The sequence below is a fragment of the Candidatus Cloacimonadota bacterium genome (assembly GCA_019429305.1).
Taxonomy (GTDB): Bacteria; Cloacimonadota; Cloacimonadia; order Cloacimonadales; family JAJBBL01; genus JAHYIR01.
On sequence record JAHYIR010000001.1, the window covers coordinates 297,006 to 314,185 of the forward strand.

The 17,180-nt window shown below is 41.5% G+C and carries 4 protein-coding genes; all 4 read right to left on the reverse strand.

The features are described 5' to 3' along the window. Positions 1-104: 104 nt before the first annotated feature. The 4 genes from K0B81_01250 to K0B81_01265 all read right to left on the reverse strand — a co-directional run bounded on the left by K0B81_01250 (position 105) and on the right by K0B81_01265 (position 17,178). Positions 105-8,603, reverse strand: coding sequence for a choice-of-anchor D domain-containing protein (locus tag K0B81_01250; GenBank protein ID MBW6515226.1), 8,499 nt, complete (start codon positions 8,601-8,603; stop codon positions 105-107). Positions 8,604-9,073: 470 nt separating this feature from the next. Further along, positions 9,074-9,247, reverse strand: coding sequence for a hypothetical protein (locus K0B81_01255; protein MBW6515227.1), 174 nt, complete (start codon positions 9,245-9,247; stop codon positions 9,074-9,076). A 911-nt stretch (positions 9,248-10,158) separates the two neighbouring features. Continuing rightward, positions 10,159-14,358: a choice-of-anchor J domain-containing protein gene (locus tag K0B81_01260; protein MBW6515228.1), complete on the reverse strand. Its 4,200-nt coding sequence runs from the start codon at positions 14,356-14,358 to the stop codon at positions 10,159-10,161. Positions 14,359-15,900: 1,542 nt separating this feature from the next. After that, positions 15,901-17,178: an ABC transporter permease gene (locus K0B81_01265; protein MBW6515229.1), complete on the reverse strand. Its 1,278-nt coding sequence runs from the start codon at positions 17,176-17,178 to the stop codon at positions 15,901-15,903. Positions 17,179-17,180: the final 2 nt, after the last annotated feature.

Genomic DNA, 17,180 nt, shown 5'->3' on the forward strand with positions numbered 1-17,180 from the left:
ATTTAATCAGATCATGATTGTCTAATTGAGTTAAGGTGTCTCTTATAAAAAAAGCCCCCTTCTTAGAGAAGAGGGCTTATATTGGTTATATGGTTAATAGAACTTTATCTTCTTACATCTCGTGGAGATATTGTAGGAGTAATTCCTCTGACGGGGGGTGCATCACTGGAAGCAACAACTTTGTAGAACTTCATACCATCAGCAATTTCGCTATATCCCGGAAGACCGACCTGAGCGATTGGGTCACCCCAATCTTCAGCATAAGGATCTTCAGATGCATAGATATAGTAAGAGTTAGCACCTTCAACATCATCCCAATCAAGGATGACATTCCCGGAAACTATCTCTATACTTACAATCGGAGCATCAAGCTCCATGATACCGGCTTGAATGATGATATTATCAATATTCCAGTTATTAATATTCCATGAATATCCACCTTCAGCACGGAACCTGATCTTGAATTCTCGATTTCCGGCATGTTCGCTGATATCAAAATCGACGGTAGTCCATGGTATGCTTCCACCTTGATTATTCATGGTCATTACATGCTGCCATGTTGTTCCATCAAATACCTCAAAAGACATCTGCTCAATTGTTGCAGTGCTGTAACTACTGAAATAGATGTCAAACTGGGCAGTAACATTATCAATACCTACGGCATCAAGATTCCAGCTAATCAAGCTGATATCATAATCATATACCGAAGGTGAATAATAGAACCTGGCTGAAGGTTGTGGATTACCAAATGTCGCAAACACAGACCAATGAGTACTTTCAGCAAACCAGTTGTTGGTAGTAAGGTCACCGGAATCCCAGGTTTCAGTAAATGGAAGCTCCATCGGACCGGGCATGGCAATTTCTATTTCAACGGTGTTGGACGGCATGGAAACCTGACTGTAGTAAACCGCTACCACATAGTAGCTGTATATTCCATTCGGCAGGTTCATGTCCAGATATGGTGGCATAACCGGATCTACATTGATCTGGCTACCGTTACGATAGACATTGTAACCACGAAGAGCTCTGTCGGTACGAACTGTATTAACAATAGGTTCATCATTCTGAAGTGACATCAGAGTAGCAGGATGTACCATTCCGGGACTACGATCAATTTGATGCGAAGTTTCCGGAACAGAGATAGAAAGAAGTTCTCTTTCACCTCTGCCGCTACCCAGTTCAACGTAAGCTTCTATATTCCAATTGTAATTGAAATATACTGCTCCATCTTCCCACGGCTCTGTTCCAATTTTTAACAGCATTCCTTTACCCAGAACATTCGGACCATCATCAACTCCTAATGGATATTCTCCAAGTGGATGTGTTATCTCCAGTCCAACCCAAATAGGTTGTGTACCAGTTATTGGGACCGGATTATTTAGTTCGATTTCATACCATTGATTCAAAGCCGTCGGAGCTGCTACTGCTTGTTGAGCAAGTATTGTTGTAGGTCCTAAATTAGCATCGTCACCTGTCCAAACATAAATAGTATAAGTAGTGGCATCACCTAAATAGTTCGGTTCAAATCTGACGTTGGTCAGTTCGAAACCTTCATCAATGTAAGCAGCTAAATCTGAAGAAGCAAATTTGATTGCTCCAGCAAAAGTGCCACCATTTGTCAGTCCTATAGCATTAAAATCTAATGTTCTATTTGTCCAGCCAAACCAGCCCTCAACTGCTCCATAAGATATGTTCCAGTTAAGTTCTACATTATTGAAGTTAAATACGTTAGCGGTCAAGCCAACCGGCAGTCCGATCAACTCTTCAACACCGACACCCTGTAGAGGTACTACAATGGAAGGTGTGAAGTCACCGGTATAGATCTCAAGGTTAGCTGCTCTGGCACCTAAGACCTGAGGTGTGAAGGTAACTACTACTTCCTGTGTGGCATGATCGACTATATCGAATGGGAAGTCGGGTGCTGTGTAAGCGAAATCTGCGAAATCACCGGCTATATTGAAACCGGTAACCGTAACTGTTCCGACACCACCCGCATTGCTAAGGACAAAGGTCTTGTTAGCCGGGTTCATCAGTTCTATACTGCCGTAATCCCAAGCTAACGGATCAAGTGCCAATTCAGGAACACCGACATAAAGCTCGACCGGAATGATTATGGTATCACCCTGAGCATTATGAACGATCTCGATATTGGTATTATATGTTCCGGGTGCCAGCTCTGCAGCATCGAAAGTTACTTCGATGGTATTGCTGTCAAACGGTAAGACCAGACCTGCTGAAGGTTCAAAACTTAACCAGTCAGCTAAGGAAGTTATGGTATAACTGAGGTTAGCAGCACCAAGGTTATTAATGAACAGGTCTTCCGTCTCCGACATGCCCTGAACTATTTCGACGTAATATGAATCCGGACTGTAGGTTATATAAGGACCGGCACTATACCAGAGCATATCTACAGGTACTACTACATCGGGAACCGGAGCATTATGAGAAACTGTTATCTGAGCACTGTATGAACCGAACTCAAGCTCTAAAGGATCGAATGTAACATCGAGTATTGAGTTCATTCCGGCAGGTACTGTTCCGGACATCGGTTCAACCGATAACCAGAGTGGGAAGTCTGCTGTATATTCCATGACCCACATAATATCGTTCTGTGACATGCCGATAAATGTCCACATACCGGGTACTAACTGATTAGTAAGATTGAAACCACCGGAAATAGAGTCTATTCCCCAGATAGCTAACGGCATCAGATCTAACGACTGTACCGTTGAACCGTTTGTTAGGTCAATCTGAACTAAGTAATGGCTTGTTGGTGCTTGACAATAACCCCAAATATAGGGACCACCGTCAGTAACGCCATCCCAGGCAATACCGGAATAGCTGCCGGCAGTTGTTGTTACTGACTGCATTGTAACACCTGTTCGGTCAACTAATACCAGCGGAGAATTCCATCCGGTAGTTACCCAGAAACCGTCATTATCGGCATCGTAAGCAATACCACGAATGTTAGATACAGTAGTAGTAAAGGAACCGATGAGGGTCTCATTTGCCAGATCGAGTATATAGATAGTGTTGCTGTTTGGTGAACCGTAGAAATACTGACCGTCATAGGTCATATCTCTCAGGTTACCGGCAAAACCAGCGATAGTGAAGGAACCAATATAAGTTCCGTCAAGTTCATATTTATAGAAGTTTGCGCTATTCCACATAGCTGAATAGATATAGTTACCGTCAGTTGCTACTGAATAACCGGCTCCATCGCCTACAGGGAAGTAGTAGAGCAGATCGAACATCTCTCTGTTGAATGTATTGTAATCGGGAACTCGGGCAGCTATAGGAGCTCTTTCAGCATTTTGCGGATTATAATTAGCCAATTGTTCATCTGTCTTCTCGATTGATTGGAATACCTGGGCACTTCTTTCGGGCCAGATATATTGGATCGAGATCTGATAATCGAGATCCCCGGCACCACTACTAGTAATAGTCAAGGGCTGAATTGCCGGTGCATCATCGTATTCGATCTCTTCATCGAAGAAGGTCGGGCTAACCATGATATCAATGTTACCAAGAGTAAAGTCGATATCTGTAGTAGCCATTTCTTCCAATACTTCTACATCGAGAATCGTTTCTGTCTGATATCCGTAGAGGGAAGCAGTTACATTATAAGTTCCGGGGTATATTTCCAGTACATAGGTTCCGTCAATTAACGGATTAACTGTAATTCCACCGGCTGTAACTTCAACATCAGTAACAACACCGGTCCCACCAACGAGAGTAACGGTACCTTCGATAGTACCTGGTTCCGGTCCGGGGATAAACTGCATAATTGCCTGCGGTTTATCTGTAGATATAGTTGTTGTTGCTACTTCACCCTGATTTGCTCCGTCTGAACGAGCAAAACGGAAACCGTTAGTTACATTATAGACCCTTTGCTGACCGGAAGAGTTCCATGCCTCAACCATATCAAAGGCAGTATCAACTAAAATATTGCTGACGCCGTCCCAGACGAATGGTGTGTCGAGTGCTAAAATATCCCAATCACCAACTACGGGTGCATAAAGTGCATTGAAATATACGTTATATTCTGATGATATATCTATATGTGCTGAGGCATCAGTTGCTGTTGTGTTCATCATTCTGATACGGAAGTTGGGAAGGTTATATAGGGGTGCTGCAGTTGGATAGAAACCGAAATGACTTAACCATGAACCTGGTGTGATCCCGGCTGCTTGTAATTCAGCAGCAGAATAAACCATCTGACCGCGTAAACTGCGATAATAGATGTTGATCGGGGCTGCTCCGGTTGTTGTATTTACAGCGGTTCCTGTACCGAAGATCACTAAACCTTGCGGATAAGCGAATCCTGTCAGTGGCACGTCAGTAGGTGAATTGGATCCATTGTGAGTGATCACCATCGTTGCTTCTTTGGCACCTTCTGTAGTAGGAGCAAAGAGCACGCCAAATTGAGCACTACCACCTACCGGAACTTGAATAGGATATGTTACAGCATCAAGATAGAAGTCAGCAGCATCAATTCCGGTGAAGATTATGTCACCATCATTAATGGTTAAGATCCCGGCACCGGTATTAAAGAGAGTAAACATAGCCGGCAGTGAAACTGCGCCGACAGTACCGGTTAAATGAGCAGATGTTGGGGCAATGACCAAGAATGGATCTTCCGGTGGTACTCTAACTTGAACATTATCTATATGCAGATCATTATCAGCGTTGGATACAGTAGATTCGCCATAGAAGCCGATCCAGACTGTTCCGTCATAAGCCGATAGATCAAGGACTATTTGTTCACCTGTTAAGGATATATCGTTGTAAACATAGGGTGAGCCCTGGTTGTCCCAGATAGCCAGAGCATTAGCTGATGACCAGGTTACACCGTCGGTGGAAATTACAACTGCAAATCTGTCATCAATACCTGTTAGGTTTGGCGGATTGGGGTTGAAATAAGCGGTTAGAGCCAGATCAAAGACCAGCTGATAATCGTTATCAACTCCCAGATCGATTGGTGGTGTAACCAGCCAATGTCTTACAGTTGTACTCCAGATGTTTATTCTGGCACCTTTACCACTGGGATTGTCCGGTATATGAGCAAACCAAGTAGACTGCAACCAACCAGCGGTATAAGGAGTTACTATTGAGTTTTCTTCCAGTAAACCGGTTAAACGAGTCCAATCTGTTGGTGGGAATTCCGCAGCTTCAAAATCCTCAATAAATGGAGGATAGAGAGTTGCGTCATAACCTTCACCAGTAAGTGGAACTTCATTAACTACTCTGGTCAAACCGTCCTCAATAAATAAGGTTGCATTATAGACTATATCATCAGAAGGAGCAAAAGCAACCTGGATCATTGCCGATTGACCCATTTCTAGATCTACGGCTTCTTCAAGGTTAGTCAGAATGAAGTTAACATCGTCGCTTAGCCAGATATTTTCCGGTGCTATCTGTATAATCCCGCCACCTGTGTTTGATATGGTAAATGTCTGAGGAATACTGGTAGCACCTAAATAAACAATACCGAAATTGTGTGATTCGGGAGAAATACTGAATACCGGATCTTCTGCTAATTCGAACTCATAAGCACCGATAGAGGGTGGATCAGGACGAGGATTACCTAAGATATCATCATCGATACCAGCAATAGCGACACCTGCCTGATAAAGCTGTGGTCCGAATGGTAACAGATTCGTTGGTGATGTATACAACGGATCACCTTGCAGTGAGTTCTGAGCATGACCATAAGCTAAGCCGGCTGCCTGATAAGCAGCTAAATCGGCTTGAGCAGCACCATCGTAATATACGAAAGTAGTACCGTCAGCTACATAGTAGTTGTTATAATCATTAGCTGCGAAATTCACCGGAGTTGTCAGATAATAGGCGGCATAGCCGTTTCCGATACCTGTATAGGCAAAGGAGTTGTTTTGAACATCTAACTGTACAGCCGTTGCTGTCGTATTGATAGCTCGTCCGGTATTACCAATTACGTTGATACTATTGAAATAGATCTTGATACGACCGGAAGATGTTATATAAATACCGTTTGATGAGACACTGGCATAGTTGAAACCGGCAAATGAATTATTAGCGATCATTGACCAAGCTTCTGGGTCTGCCGGAGTACAACCGGACATATCTATCCCTCGGTACAAAGTATTAATTACTCTATTATAGCTGATATTGAATGCCTCTGAGAAATTATAGGCATAGATAGCGCGAGCAAAGTTGGTCGTTGTTCCGGTTGAACGTCCATCAATAAAGTTGTGAGTTATTGCCGGATTGGCTAAGTTATTAGTATAAACGCTATAGTAATAAGCGTCTATAACTTCATTACCGATGATCTGAATATCGGTCAATTTGGTAGCTGTTGCGCCGACAACTGAGATCCCGTAATAACCGCCGAGAATAGTATTACCTTCTAGAAGCAGACCATTAACGGGGTTACCGGCTGTTGTAGCACCGGTAGCAGAACCGGAAGCAACTATACCTGCCCAGAATGTTGAGGTAGAAGTTAACAGCATATTAGTATTAACAATGTTATTGGTAATCTCAATATCTTCTGACTGATTCATTATCAGAATGGGCCAACCATAAGTTGCACCCGCAGCTGATTCGATCGTTAGATTATTCAATCGAACGTGTTTTGCTCCGTTCAGATATACAGTATATCTGAAGTTGGTGTCAGTCGGAGAATAGGTGATTATCGCATCCTGACGTGATGTCATACCGTTTATAGTAATGGTATTGACTTCAGAAGCACCCAAGATATCAGGAATTACTACCTGTTCATTGTATGTCCCGGGAGCTACATTGAAGATAACAGGACCGTTAATACCGGTTAGCGAGATATAATCAAGTGCATCGGCAATAGAAACGAAATCTCCCGATCCGGCCCAATCGACTAAGAAAGTACCGCTGACAGGAGCTCCGACAACAGTAATATTAAGTGGCGCGGTCTCGTCATTATTCGGATTTTCATCACCGACTAAGGCAACTTTTCCGTAAACATAGGTGTTACCCTCAACCATCGGAGACCAATCCAGATCTACATCTACTGATTCCCAGGTCTCTAAGCTTACTGTTACAACCACAGAATCTATGACAGCATCAAATTCGTCCATTAGGTAAACTGTGTAATTGTTCTGGGTGTTCTCACCAACATTACGAACTGTTACTGTGTAAGTATAAGGAGAACCAACATTGACTACATCGGGTCCGGAAATAGCAACTGCAGCCATATCATTAAGAAAATCGGGCTCCATTAACTGAACCATAAATTGCATGTTGGTTCTGTTAACAGATGTTGTACCGGTTAAAGCTGCATCTGCTGGTAAGGTGTCATTCTGATAGCGAAGTGATGAGTTGAATCCATAAGCTGCATTTAAGACCGAGGCGTTTTGTGTATAACTACCCGGTATAAGATCTGTGAGTATATCTACCAGAATATTGGAAACTCCGTCCCATTCGAACGGGGTCGTGAAAGTATGATTGTTTAAGCCATTTACAGGCAGGAAGTTAGGATGATACCAAACATGGGTGTATTCGCCAACCTCAAAAGTGGTCGTCAAGGAAGTCTGTTCGGTCATTTTCATCCTGATGCGATAGTTAGGCATCGCTGAACAGGTGTTAACATTAACCACATCGAAGATCAAAGAGTTAAAGAAATGTGGTGCCGCCGGCATTCCTGCTGCTACTAACTCACTCGCTAAGATCAGATACTGCTGACGGAAATTCTTATAAAATGTACCGTAAGGTGTCGGTACACCTGACGTCCCGCTATTTATCGTTCCGTCACCGATAACAACCAAACCTGACGGTGGTACTGTCGTGAAACTCCATACAGGGCTATGAACAGAACCACTAGTTGTATTGGTTGATATTACTCGCCAATAATAGTTAGTTAACTCATCAAGCGGACCACCGATCTGAAGATTGGTCAAACTTTCGATTGCCACACCATCATAAGCTACTGCAACCGGAGGATTGACTGTATCAAACAGAACCTGAACGTCATCAGTATCCACTCCGTTAGTCCAGCTAATTCCGGTATCCAAAGGAACCAGAGTTGCCAAATGTTCCGGATTGGGATTAGTAGCTACGCCGGGAAAACCAACAGCCGGTGTGATATCAATGCCGAAGTCCATCTTTGAACCCCAGGTGAATCCTGCATCGGGATTCAGTGGCAGTACACCACCCTCTTGCTGCATTACACGCATTCTGGTAACTCCACCCAAAGCTGATGGAGGTACGGTGAAGTTGTATGATTCTGTTACGGTCGGTGTGCCGGACCAACTACCAATCAACTCGGCAGTTTCAAATGACTCACTTTGGTCATAATCGATCCAGATTGAGCCGGCATTACCATAATTACCGCCGAATGTACCCCAGGTTACACTGACTGTGTACGATGAACCTGCATTCAGATCGGCTACTAGACCTGTTAACAACTCTAAACCTATAACACCAGCTGTAGGAGTATAGTTAATTGTTTGTGTTTCTCCTACCAGGGTTACATTTGTGACGTTCGAATCAGCTGTTGAACTTGGACCAGTAGTTGAATATTGAGCCCAAATAGTAGTGAACATCCCTAACATTAAGATTAGGTACATGATTAGAAATAAACTTTTTTTCATAAGTTCTCTCCTTAATTAAAAATTTGATTACTAATTAATTTGGTTAACTTCGAACTGTCGGACCCTAATATATTCCGATAGTTCTTCGAAGTTAGTGTAAATGAAAAACCTAATGCCGTTGGAAACGGCTCTTTTCTTGTGAAATGAAGTTGATTGCTTTGTTTGACATAACCTTGCTTGCGAAATTTACTTACTCTCATATTAAACCTTCATAATAAAAAACAATAAGCTATAATTCTCCACCAATAAAAAACCTCGACTTGTTATGCTTAATCTCCGTAGTAAATAGTTTGCTTGCGAAATTAAAACTCTCATTAATCTCTAAGCTCCTTAAATGACATATCTATTATCTTTTTCATATAGCGTCATTTACCTAAAATACTATATATATTCATATACCTTGTTTACCATAGCTTTATATTGTGTCAAGCTCTTTCTTAACTTTTTGCTCTTTTTTTCAGACTGCATCTTTATTCAGTCCCCAAGCTTGTCGGAACGAATTTGGGAAAAAGTTTGTTGGTGAAGATAATAACACTCTTAGAAGAAGCTGATATTGAGGATAATGATGCGAATTGCAGAGACTCTTCAACAGGAGAAATTTTTAAACCGCTATTAGCATTTTGAAAATAAACAAACTTTTTCATTAAATTACCTCAAAGTTATTTCTTGCATTAAGCAAAAACCCTGATTCTAATTCCAACTTTCAGTAATCTCTAAGCAAGCTAACTATTGACTTCTACTAATCTTAGAAACAGTCACAAACAAATACTACATCTATCTCTATGTCTTGTTTACAACAAGAGAGAAATATGTCAAGCTTTTTCTTAAAAAAATGATAACCACGGAGACACAGAGTGCACAGAGGGGAAAAAAAGGACACAGAGGAAAAGAGAAAAAGGAGTTAAGATATTGATGCACCAGCGGAAGGAAAAGCAAGGATTTAACCACGAAGACACACGAATGAAAAAGAATTACACTGAAAAAGAGAAAAAGGAGTTAAGATATTGACGCACCAGCGGAAGGAAAAGCAAGGATTTAACCACGAAGACACACGAATGAAAAAGAATTACACTGAAAAAGAGAAAAAGGAGTTAAGATATTGATGCACCAGCGGAAGGAAAAGCAAGGATTTAACCACGAAGACACACGAATGAAAAAGAATTACACTAATAAAAACTTGAAAAATATTGATGCACCAGCGGAAGGAAAAGCAAGTATTTAACCACGAAGGCACACGAATGAAAAAGAATTACACTAATAAAAACTTGAAAAATATTGATGCACCAGCGGAAGGAAAAGCAAGAAGATACAGGCAAGATGCCTGTGTTATATGTTTTTTGAATCCGGTTGATCATTTATTTCCGTCAAATCCGTGTTCTATTCTTTTTACAAAAAGGGCGACCACCGGTCGCCCCTACAACATTTTTTAACTACATCTCCAATCACTAATCACTTTTTTTTTCATCTCCGTGATCTGCGTGAAACCTCTTTTAATGAAAAAAGCCCCCTCCGTAATGGAGAGGGCTTTGGTTTATAAATGATTGTTAACGGTTAATTATCTGCTTGAACCGGTCTCTTCCTGTGGAGTCATTATGGACGTAGGAAGAGCATCTCTTACAGGTTGATCAGTAGCAAAGACTTTATAGAATCTCATGCCATGAACATCAGTATCCAGATCTTCAAATATTACTCCTGTGATATGACCAATTTGCATCCAATTCAAGCCGGGGTATGCTGCATAAGGATCGGCAGATGCATAGATCTTATAAGAAACAGCACCGGCAACTGGTTCCCATTCCAGGACCGCATTACCTGCTGTATTGATCGTGATCTCAACTATCGGAGCTTCCAGATCGGGCAGTACATCTACAACATTCATCGTTACGGGAACGATTACCGGTAACTGTTGAGCGTTACTGGAAATAACGATATTTCTGTTATAGACACCCATATCATATCCGGTAGGATCAAATTCAACTTCTACGTTAAAGCTTTGTCCTTGCGGAACTGTGCCGCTCGTAGGTGTTACATGTAACCAGGGATCGAGTGCTTCTTCAACAAAAGCTCCGATCACCCAGCTGTAATTAAGTCCGTAACCTGCCAGAGTAGCCCAAGTTCCGAAGGCATCATCACCGATAATGATCTTACCAGCATTGTCAACATGCGGAGCTATGGCACCAAACGGGTAGAATCCTGCACCAAGGTCATTGACTCTCAGGATGATCCAATAAATACCGTCACCACTAATAGTTACCGGTTCCAATAATTCCAGTTCTACATAAGCATCGAGACCGGGGGATACGAAAGGAGCTGACTGACCGACAAGAGCAGTCGGAACGGTATAATTCCCTGTATATACTTCAGCAGTGATGCTTGCCGATGCATCCCAATCAAAATAACCGACCTTGGTTATCTTCAAACCGATATCTCCACTGAGATCGAGTATTGCGCCACCTAACCAGTATCCGGCTCCACCCAATCCAATAGCAGTTTGTGCCAGATCGCCCCATAGTCCCGGGAAGAGCCAGTTCCAGCCAAGATCTCTTGTCCAAGACATCGTCGGTCTGGATGCATCAATGCTTCGGCGAGTTACTTCCGGGAAAACACCATCAACATCATATCTATGAGATGTAACAGAGGTAGAACTTGAAATACGGGAAAGATCATGCGGATGATAATCTATGTCAAATGGTATATTGAACCTGTAGTTCTCTAAATTATACCTGTCGAGATATCTCATCACTCTGCCTAATTCAGGAGTAACATGCATTGAAAACTCAAGATCTCCGGCACCGGCATTGATAATTGCTAAGTTTTCGGTTACAGGATCAGATCCATAGAGTACATACTTATCAAACTCAGTCGGATTAACAGCTATCTCTATAGAATACAGATCGAAGTCAACTCCGTAAGTTGTCATACTTTCTTGGATAACAATACCGGAGAGTGTTTGTGGAGCATAACCAAATACTGAAGCTGTCATATCATAGGTTCCCGGAGGGAAGTTAAGGAAGTAGTATCCTGTATCGTCAGGATAGACTGTTTTCCAGCCGATCTGAACAGCAACATTTTCTACATCACCTGCCGGATGAAGTGTAACAAAACCTTCGACGAAACCGTCATTGAGCCCTTCACCCCACATCTCCAACATCAGGTCGTGAGGAACTGAGCTTCGTGAACCCTTTTGATAGGCAAAATCATCGCCCATACCCTCTACTGCAGAGAGGAGTAAGATCCAGCCACCGGCACCACTGATACCATCTATTTGAGCTGATACCCAGCCCTCTTGGAGAGTAACCGGAGCTGGTAAGTCTATCTCAAATTTGTAGCCGGGCCAAGCACCCCAAACCAAACCATAATAGTAGGACTTAGCATTGACGTTGAATACATGAACAGGGTTGAGCCAATCAGGTTCTGTAGCAATATCTTCATCATAAAAACGAACGATAAACGGTTCGGTTTCATTCGGTGTCCAAGGTACCCATGCTCCTTCTATATTTGTCATAGTAAGAGCATGAATAACAACTTTATCAATCTCTACGATACCTTGATTTGAATAATTATCGGCGACTTCATAATCTACTTCACTATCTAAAGCTGATGTATAGGCATTACCGCCGATTTCGTATTGGTTCCATAACAGGTCAAGGTTATAGTCGGCAAATGTTGCCTGAACCGTATAATCGTTATTCATAGTAATTGTAGTTCTGGGATTTGTAGGTTCAGCAACGTTAGTAGTCCAGGTATCGAATGTATAGCCGGCATGCGGATAAGCATTTAGATTTATTACCGTATTACCTTCGATCTCTGTATAAACACCGGGTGCCGGGTTTACAGTACCTGATCCTAATGGATTAGGTTCTAACATAGTCAGATCATAATATTCTAAAGGTACTGCTCTAACCGTTACATCATCAATCTTCAGATAGAACCAGTCGTAACTATTATAATGACGAAAGGCGATCCAGATGGTTTGACCGGCATAAGCTGCCAGGTTGTAGCTCCTATAATACCAATTACCATCAACCATAGTTTCGGAAAAGACAGGATCTACGGGGAAATCAGCAATATTATTGCCGACGGTGGATATAAATACTCCGTAATGGTCTTCTGGATAAGCAGGATCCTGAGCACCGGCATACCACTCAACCATGTATTCGCCTTCTACAAGAGCCGGTAATTGAATTGCTGGTGTAATCAGCCAGTTATCCGGATTGAGTGGACCGGTTGTACCTGTCCAAGATGCCGAAGCAGCACAGGCAACTCCTGTATGGGGAGCACCATCAGCTATGTAACGGAACCAACTCTGACCATCACCATTATAATCAACATTTAGCCAGCCGGCAGGTGGGAAAAATTCGTCTTCAAATCCTTCAGTCCAGGGGAAAGTATCAATAAGAACTTCCGGAGTAGTTGTAAATGTCCAAACAGGACCAACGGTGTCACCAATAACGTTATAAGATACAACTTGCCAGCGATAAGGAGTATCATAATCAAGACCGGTATAAGCGTAACTGGTCTGATTACCAAGGTCCATATTATTAACAATATCCCATGCAGGAGCAGCGGCGACTGTACCGAAGTACAATCTATATCCAGTAGCTAAAGCGCTTCCTGTCCAAGAAAGATTACCATCTAAAGGAACATAAGTAGCACCATCAGAGGGAGAAGGATTGGTTGCTGCCGGTGGTGGATCTGTCAATGCTCCACCCCAGAGTTGCATACCCATATCATAAGTTAGAATGCTACGATTGGCACTTCTTTGGGTAGATCTAACAGCATCTCTTGCCATTAAAGAACCTAACTCTCCAAACGTTGATGCTAAACCAAGAGTATGGTTATCAACATTAGCTCTGGCAGGTACTCTTTGCCAGGCAAAAAGATCACCGGCTAAGGAATTTACCCATAAGAACCAGCATCCAGATCCCAGATCGGCATTGATCTGAGCTGATATCCAAGCTTCATCTAATACAACAGCAGAGGGGAATACAACAGTGAATTTATACAAATTATAACTACCCCAAGCACCAATACTTTCGACAGTTGCATTGAGATTAGAGAAGCTTTCTAAAGGATTTGTCCATTCTGGTTCTAAGACAACAAATTCTCCAGGTGGCTCTATTCCCATGGGTCCCATATCTGCAATAACTATCCCGTTGGGGTCTTTTATTGTATAAGAACACTCATCAGAATACAATCCGTCAATAGTAAAGGTTGTATGGATTACATCCCCTATGTTTGCTGTAAAATAATATGGAGGATCTGATACTGTACCATCATCTAAATAGATTTCATTAAGTACGACAACACCATTTACGAAAACAGAAAGTGTGTGGAAATGATCACCGCTGACCGGCCAATCACCAGCCCATCCGTCTCCATAAGAGTCGTATAATGTAACAGTATAGGTTCCATCCATTTCAGCTATAAGACCACCTGATGGCTCTTCTGCATACTCATAAAACTTGATGTTAAATGGTTCAATAGGATCGGGTGTTAATTGAACCCAACCTGTTCCATCAACATATGTTAGAGTCAATCCGTAGAAGATAAACTGATTAATTGGATCAACTACTCCCCAGAAGTTATCAGCAACCTCATAATCTACAGCTTCTGCTGAATCATAAGCACTTGTGGCGGCGGTACCAGTAGTAGAATAAGGCTGATCGTAAATTAGGTTATACTGGGCTGAAAGAGTTGTAAACATTCCTAACAGTAAAGTCAGGAATAAGATAAGAAATAAGTTTCTTTTCATAATTCTCTCCTTAATTTATCAAATTTGATAAGAAAGTGAAACTATTTAATTGATATATCATTGATAATTTTTCGCTAATATACCTCATCTTTGGAAGTTATAGAATAGTCTAATACCGCTGTAAGCGGTAGTTTCCTTACGACATTACAACATGTAATTGGAAAAACAAGGTTCTCATAACTATGACGATCTTCTCGCATAATCACCTAACAATAAAAAAAATCACTTTACCTTAAAACCCATTTTTTAAGTCAAATCAACCAGAAGTAAATAAACCTGCTTTTGAAATTCAGTACACTCAAAACTAAATCTCCTCACAAAGATCTATCCTATCTCTCGGTTCCTGGGAGAGATGTTACTTTAATTTATACCTCTTGAAACAAACCCTTTTTATGACGTCTTTGATATATGTCAAGCTTTTTCTGGCAAATCTCTTAAAAGAGAGGTTCTCGCTGATCACGCAGATGAAAAAAAGTTATTAGTTAAAAGCCTACGGAAGAGAAGCAAGCATTAACCACGAATACACACGAATTATACCACTGATGGACACAGAGAAAAAAAAGATAAATATGATGCTCCAGCGGAAGGAATAGCAAGGGAAGAAAAAAAGTTATTAGATATTAGATATTAGTGATTAGTGAAAAACCGGAGGAAGCTATAGCAAGTCCATTGGAAGTAAAGCAAGCATTAACCACGAAACACACTAATTATACCACTGATGGACACAGATAAAAAAAACATACAGTGATGCTCCAGCGGAAGGAAAAGCAGGAAGAAAAAGTTAAAAGATATTAAAAAACAATGTCATCCTGAGTGTTCTGCTGTATTCTTCATGCTAATGTTAGCAGCAGAATGTATCGAAGGAGGAAGGATTAGCAAGGGAAGAAAAAAAGTGATTAGATATTAGCTATTAGTGATTAGTGAAAAACCGGAGGAAGCTATAGCAAGTCCATTGGAAGTAAAGCAAGCATTAACCACGAAACACACGAATTATACCACTGATGGACACAGATAAAAAAAAAATATACAGTGATGCTCCAGCGGGAGGTATAGCAATCAAGAATGAGTTTTTTATTGTAACATGGACTTCAGTCTGTGACTCTTCTCGTTCCCAGACGGCTAAAGCCAGTATTCCAGCTTGCTATTCCTTACTTCTGGTTTTTAACTAGTAACTAGTAGCTGGTAACTATTAACTTTCTTTTTGCTACTCTTCTAAAGTTCTTCCCTTTACTCACAACTCATCACTCATAACTCTTTCCCCATTTCACCTAGCCCCTCAAACCTAACACCTAACACCTATTTTTCCTCCGTGGTTATTTATCTCTTCGAAGCTATCCTCCCGTAGGTTTTTAACTAGTCACTACATCTCTAATCCCTAATCACTTTTTTTCATCTGCGCGATCTGCGTGATTTTTTTTCCTGATCACTGATTACTGATAACTGATCACTTTTCTCATTTTTCTTGCTATTTCTTCCTATGGCTTTTCTCATCACACGTAACCCATCACACGTAACCCTTTTCCCCTATGACCTAAAACCTAATTATTCATTATAATAGATCGCTTCGATGGGATTGATCTCAGAAGCTTTCAGTGCCGGGTATAAACCGGAAAGAAAACCGATCACCAGAGCAAATCCAATGCCGAGAAGTATTCCTTCCGGGACAGCGGGAAAAGTGAATTTTAGAGCCATGGATACTGCCGTCAATCCTAAGAGAGCGAGTGAGATACCAATTACAGCAGCGATAAGGGCTAATATGAGAGATTCGAGAATAAAGTGGATAAAGATATCTCGGGATGTAGCACCAACACTTTTACGAATACCGATCTCCAGCATCCTCTCACTGATCGAGATGAGCATCGTACTAAAAAGCCCTAAACCACCGACAATTAAGGAGATGGAAGCGATCGTTGTTAGAGTAATATTCCATTTTTCCATGAAGTTATCCAGTTCTTCAGTTATCGTTACCATCTGGGCACCTACATCCTGAAAGCTAAAATTATGACCCATTTTATGATTAGCCAGCAAGATTTGCCGGGTACGGTTCTTCATATGATTATAGGACTCGGTATCATGGCTCTGGATATAGATATAATCAATGGCATTATCCTGTCTCAGATAGAGTGCTCCCGTTGAAAGGGGGATATAGACAGCTTCCAGATCCTGTCGTCTCTCCCATTCATTGAAATTCATCCCGGGACCAAGATTAAGTACATCATCAGCCAGAACTCCGATTATTTTGTATCTGTTGGCACCGAGAGTAATAATTTCTCCCATAGGCTCACTATCAGGAAAGTACTTTTGGGCAAAATTATGACCGACAACCGCTACTTTAGAGGCAGATCTTTGCTCAAAATGATTGAAAAACCTACCTTTAGCGATTGGATAGGTCTTAGTAATAAAATAATCGAGATTAGTCGCTCTCAATCTAACCCAATCCTGCCTGTTATCAAGATTTATTCGAGACCAACTGTCGATCATAGCATAGAGATGCTTATACTCCACGTTACTTCTCAGGACCTGCATATCACTCAGATCGAGTGGTTTAACCTGCCGTCGCATATACATGAACCTTCTGCCAACTCCTAATCTGCTGCTAACTGTCGTCTGATGCCCTTCAGAAGGATAGATAATTATGGAATTATTCCAACCCATTTGTTCTACATTCTGCGTAATGAACTTTTTAATCCCATAAACCGAAGAAAACATCACCACAACCGAGAATATCCCGATAATAATGGCGATCAGGGTAAGAAAAGAACGGAGTTTATGGGCAAAGATGTTGATAAAACTACTCTTGAAAGAGTCCACCAAAAACATAA

Coding starts and splice junctions, on each gene's coding strand:
- K0B81_01250 (MBW6515226.1), bottom strand. CDS start 8,603: ATGAAAAAAAGTTTATTTCTAATCATGTACCTAATCTTAATGTTAGGG.
- K0B81_01255 (MBW6515227.1), bottom strand. CDS start 9,247: ATGAAAAAGTTTGTTTATTTTCAAAATGCTAATAGCGGTTTAAAAATT.
- K0B81_01260 (MBW6515228.1), bottom strand. CDS start 14,358: ATGAAAAGAAACTTATTTCTTATCTTATTCCTGACTTTACTGTTAGGA.
- K0B81_01265 (MBW6515229.1), bottom strand. CDS start 17,178: ATGTTTTTGGTGGACTCTTTCAAGAGTAGTTTTATCAACATCTTTGCC.